We start from the raw sequence: 6,000 nt of genomic DNA, 5'->3' as shown, positions 1-6,000 counted from the left end.
TCCGATCTTATAAATATATAATTATCAAAATATTTAATAATATAAAAAATAGCAGACAAATCTTTATATTATTAAGTATAAGTTTATCATTAGATATTATAATAAAGATATATTTATATGAGAATTTAATAGCTAATGAAGGATTAATTTATATAATATTATTATGCTTATTTATTATGTACATAAATTTATTTAAGTTAAGAGATTTATATAATATTGCTATATTGGAAGAAAAAAATATGCTATTAGAAACTAATCATTTAATGCAAAAAAAATATTATGAAATATATATAAATAGATATAATAAATATAAAGTTTTTAAGCATGATATAAAAAATCATTTATTATCAATAAAGATATTACTTACTAGAAAAGATTATAATAGTATTGAAAAATACATAGAAAGTTTAGAAGGAAATCTAAGTAATATAAATAAGATATATTATACAAATAACTTAGTTATAGATTCTATTTTACATAACATTGAAGAAATATGTAAGGTAAAATCTATTAAATTAGTTTTTGAAGGAAGTATAGATAATAGTAATAAAATAATAGATTTAGCTGATTTATTAATGAAGACTATGTATATATGTATTAATTTAATAGAAAATGGAGATTATGAAAAAAAAATAGAGTGTCAATTAAAGAGTGTAGAGAGGCAATATTGTTTTTATATAAAATTATCTACTTTTACTAATGAATATAGTGAATTAGAAAGCAAAATAGTAAATGAATTAGATCAAAAAGCAAAAGAATTAAAAGCTATAATAAATTATAACAAGGAAAATTATAAATTTACAATTAAGTGTATGTTGTAGAAAGGATAAAAAGTATTAAAGCTTTTTATCTTTTTTTACATTTCACATCAAAAAAATATCTTTTTATGTTCTGATTATGTTCTTAAATTATATACATGATATAATTAATCTGTATAGGAGTTGTATAAATTTAATTTCCCTAAAATAAAACAAACCAGTTATTTCATCCATAATAAATATATTACAGCTCCTACAAATTCGATTTTAGAAATACTATAATTATTTAATAGACTAATTAAGTAATAGGGAAGTTTAATTATATTTAACTGAAGTAAATTATTACTTAAAGGATAATAATGATGAATTTTAAAAAGATAGGAAAAGAATTTTATAAAAAGAATATAATAAAATTTTCAATATTAATAATAATAATAATTTTAATTATACTTATAAGGATCTATATTAATTACATAAAAAGTATATTAATTGAAGATGCGTATAGGTTTGTAAAAACTACATCAGTAAAAGAGTCTAGCTCTATATCTAATTTATTTAATATAAGAAAAGAAATATTAAAATCAATATTAATATCGAATTCAGATATATTAAGTGATTATAATAATAATAAAGAAGAACTGGCAGTTTTATTGAAAGATGAAGCCACACTAAGAGGGTTCAAAAGGATAGGTATATCAGATATAGATGGTAACGCAATTACTACAGATGATAAGCGGTATTCTATTAAGGATAGATGGGATTTTAAAGAAGTAATGTCGGGAAAAGGTCCTGTTTACTATAAAACAAGAGATAAAATTGATAATAGCATAGTTGTTATTAGTACAATGCCAATAATTAATAATGGAGCTATAAAAGGTATTTTATTTGCAACAGATAGTATAGAAAATTTAATTAATTTATCTAATATAGAAAATTATTTTGGGCAAGTATCAACATATGTAGTTGATTCTAAGGGAGATATTCTAGTTACAAATAATGATGCTGTGTTTCTTAAAAATGAAAATATGTTTAATACGCTTTTAGAACAAAATAATATAGATGTGGCTGAGGAAATAATTAGCGATATGGATTATGGCGAAGATGGTATAGAAATTGTTAGCCATAAAAATCAAAAATATTATTTGGGATATTCAAAAATAGAAAATTCAATGGATTTATATGTAGTAGTTTCTTTATCTAGAAACTCAGTATTAGCAAACTCAAATAAAATATTAATATCTAGTATATTGTTAGTTGTAGCAATAATGATTGTAACTATATCAGCATTTATTTTATTAATAAGATATAATCAAAAATATGCTCAATTAGAAGAAGCTAACTTAGCTAAAAGAATATTTTTAGCTAATATAAGCCATGAGATTAGGACTCCATTGTATGGAATAATGGGATTGACTTCGGCTACAATAAAATTAAGTGATAGTAATTTAAAGGTTAAAGAATATCTTAAAAAAATAGATGTATTATCAAATCATTTATTAAGTTTACTTAATGATGTTATAGATATTTCTAAGATAGAAGCAAGGGTAATAAGAATAGAAAAACAAAAAGTAAAGATTAATAATATTTTGAGTGATATTAATGTCATTATCAAAGATAAAATAGATGAAAAAAATCAAAATTATAAAATAGTCACAGAGGGGATAGATGATCTAACTATAATAGGAGATGAACTGAAGCTTAAGCAGATTATACTAAATTTATTAATAAATGCAATTAAATATACTTCCAATGAAGGTACTATATCATTATTCATAAAACTAATAAGTAAAGACTTAGATGGAAATGTAAAAATTATGTTTAAGGTAAGTGATAATGGTATTGGTATGAGTGAAGAATTTATGGATAAAATGTTTTTACCATTTGCGCAAGAAGATAATTCCAATAGCAGACAATTTGGTGGAAGTGGATTAGGGCTATCCATATGCAAGGAGTTTATAGAGGCAATGGGGGGAGAACTGATAGTAGAAAGTAAATTGGGATATGGAAGTATATTTACATTTAACTTAGAATTTAAGCAATATATGAATGAACAAGAAGAAGATAATATACAAGATATTGATGAAAAGTTATTAAAAGATAAGAATATTCTATTAGTAGAAGACAATGAGATAAATCGAATGATAACAAAGGAGATTTTGACAGAGTTAGGGTTAAATGTAAAGTGTGCTACAAATGGGGAAGAAGCAATAGGAATGTTTTATAAATCAGAAGTTAATTATTATAGCTATATACTAATGGATATTAAAATTCCCATTATTGATGGATATAAGGCAACTAAAATAATAAGAAGTTTTGAAAGAGAAGATTCAAAATCAATAAAAATAATAGCTATGTCTGCTAATGATTTTAAAGAAGATAAAGAAGAAGCCATAAAGTCAGGGATGAATTGGTATACTTCAAAACCGATAAGTAGAGAAGGCATAATTAAAGCTTTACTATAAATATTCTAGTTTAAGATATTTATTGAAATATATAAATGTATTACAGAAAATTTGTCGTTGAGGTGATAAAATGCATGAGGGAGTTATAATATTTATAATTTCATGTTTATTTATTGTAACATTATTAATAAGCTTAATGCTATTTATAATAGAAATTATAATTAAAAGAAAAGTAATAATGAATTATGATGATTTTATTAGAATAATAGATAAAGATATAAAGAAGTTAGATATTAATATAAATCTAAAAGAATTGTTAGACAAATACGAATATGAAAAAGTAAAAGTTTCAAGTGATTATATTAATAAATTAAAAGATTCTAATATAAATCAAATAGAACTATTTGGAAGAAGAAAACAAAAGCAAATGAGTAATTATAAGAATACCTTAGAGATAACTTCATATGAAAATGATATTAATAATAAAAATAATACTGATAAAGAAAAAGGAAAATTTATTGATATAATATTATAGATGAAAAAAGGTGATATGGTTGGTTGAATTTGTTATAATCTTCTTGCTAATATTAGTTATAGTATTATTTATTAGTTATATTTATAGAGATATTTTTAAAAAATATTATAAAAGGGAAATTTATTTACATAGTGCTTTAAGAAATAATGAATTTGATATATATATTCAACCAAAATATAGTTTGAAAAGTGAATCTATAGTTGGAGCTGAATGTTTAGTTAGAGTGAATAGTAAAAATAAAAGGGTGATTAACACAGAAAGGTTTATTTGCATATTAGAAAAAGATAAGTCCATAATAGAGCTTGATCTTTATATTTTAGAAGAAGCTTGCAAAATTATTAATAGATGGTCAGATAATAAGTTTAAATTAGTTCCTATATCAGTAAATATATCGAGAGTAACTTTAATTGAAGATGATACCTTCATAACAAAATTAAATGATATTATAAATAATTATAATATAGATACTAGATTTTTAGAAATAGAAGTAACGGAAAGAGTAATGCTCAAAGATACAAACAAGATAATTTCTGTTATAAAAGAAATAAAGGATTTAGGAATAAAGGTATCTTTAGATGATTTTGGGTATGGATACTCATCATTAACTATACTAAAAAATCTTCCAATAGATACAATAAAACTAGATAAATTATTTTTAGATAAGAAAGATATATCAGAAAAAGGGAAAATAGTTATAGAAAGTATTATTAATATGGCCAATAGGTTAGGCTTAGAAGTTGTTGCTGAAGGAGTAGAATACTTTGAGCAAGCACAAGTCCTAAAAAATTTAGGTTGTGAAATTGTACAAGGATATTTGTATGGACGTCCTACAAATATAAGCGATTTTGAGAAGTTAGAAATATTTAATTAGAAAAGAATATGTTAATAAATAACTGATATATGATACATAAATGGAAGTGAAATCTCTAGGATAATACCCTAGGGATTTTTTATTAATATTTTTATAAGTTGCAATAAGTAGGAAAGGTTAGAGATATCATGTATGATAAGTATTTTATAATAATTAGAAGATAAAGATCTGTAAGAAATATAAGGATTATTATGATAAATTATTAGATTATATAGATATATTAAGCAAGCGTTAAAAATTAAAATATGTAATAAAATTTAATTTTAGGCATACTTGAGAGCAAATATAAGAAAACTTTTAAAGTAAATAAGTATATGATATTATATACTAAAAAGTTAAGATATAAGTTAATAAAAAATTGAAGAATACGCAAATTGAAATTTAAGTTTTAAATAATATATAGTTACATAGTAAATGAAACAGGACTTTATATAAATTAATAGCTATATAAATTTATTTGGCGACATAATTACAAGGGGGAAGAATGATGAATAACAAGGGAATAGTTTTTTTTGATGTAGATGGAACTTTAATAGATTGGACAAAAAGTATATATGCTCCAACAAATGCTACAAAGGAAGCTATAAATAAATTAAAGGCAAATGGTTATTTAACTGTTTTAGCAACAGGAAGACCTAAGAGTTCTATTACTAATGAAATAGTTGATTTAGGTTTAAATGGTTATATAGCATCTAATGGAGCTTATGCAGAAATTGAAAATGAATTAATATTTAATGAATGTATAAATAATAAAAAGCTTGAGGATATACTAAGTTTTCTTGAAGAGAATGATATAGTATACATTTTAGAGGGACAAGAAAATAATTATGTATTAGATATAAATAATGAAAAAGTTAGAGATCTTGTAATTAAAGCTAATCTTGGAATAGAAAACTTTACAGAAGATTGGGAAAAAGATACTGTAAAAACAAGCAAAATAATAGCTATAGGAAAAGATATAAACTCTTATAAGTTAGTTTGTGATAAATACAAAGATGAAGGCCTTGCATTTATGGCAAATCAATTTGGTGATACATTTGAAATATATGTATCAAAATACACAAAAGGTTATGGAGTTGATCATCTACTAGAAAAGCTAGGAATAGATAGAGAAAATGCTTATGCCTTTGGAGATGGAGAAAATGATATAGAAATGTTCCAGGTTGTAAAGCATGGTATAGCTATGGGAGGATATCATAAGGGGTTAGAGGAGCATGCCTTTGATTTTACAGAGGATGTTGAAAATGAAGGTATAGCAAAGGGATTAAAGAAATTAGAATTAATATAAACAAAATGTATATTATATAGAATTTGATAAATAAGATTAATTATATAGTTATATTATCTAGGCTTAATTATATTACCAATGAAATTATATCAAATATTATTTAGATTTAAGTTATCATAGAAGAATTATAATGTATAATAAATAGT

General features: G+C 22.7%; 5 protein-coding genes. All 5 read left to right on the top strand.

Annotated features, from left to right (window positions below; genetic code table 11):
- A partial coding sequence (locus J2Z25_RS17545) for a hypothetical protein (RefSeq protein ID WP_209741493.1) occupies positions 1 to 821 on the top strand: 821 nt, incomplete at its 5' end.
- Between the two features lie 299 nt (positions 822 to 1,120).
- Entirely contained in the window at positions 1,121 to 3,220 is a 2,100-nt protein-coding gene (locus J2Z25_RS17540; RefSeq protein WP_209741492.1) for a hybrid sensor histidine kinase/response regulator, read from the top strand.
- A gap of 70 nt (positions 3,221 to 3,290) precedes the next feature.
- Complete coding sequence (locus tag J2Z25_RS17535) at positions 3,291 to 3,695, top strand: hypothetical protein (protein ID WP_209741491.1); 405 nt, start codon at positions 3,291 to 3,293, stop codon at positions 3,693 to 3,695.
- A 10-nt stretch (positions 3,696 to 3,705) separates the two neighbouring features.
- Positions 3,706 to 4,566, top strand: a complete 861-nt coding sequence (locus J2Z25_RS17530; protein WP_271833226.1) for an EAL domain-containing protein — start codon at positions 3,706 to 3,708, stop codon at positions 4,564 to 4,566.
- 484 nt (positions 4,567 to 5,050) lie between these two features.
- A complete protein-coding gene (locus J2Z25_RS17525) occupies positions 5,051 to 5,854 on the top strand; it encodes an HAD family hydrolase (protein WP_245173486.1) in 804 nt (267 codons plus the stop codon).
- Positions 5,855 to 6,000: the final 146 nt, after the last annotated feature.

The organism is Clostridium tertium (genome assembly GCF_017873245.1).
Lineage (GTDB): Bacteria > Bacillota > Clostridia > Clostridiales > Clostridiaceae > Clostridium > Clostridium tertium.
The sequence above is the reverse complement of the archived record's forward strand: the minus strand, read 5'-3'. Positions and strand labels throughout refer to the sequence as shown.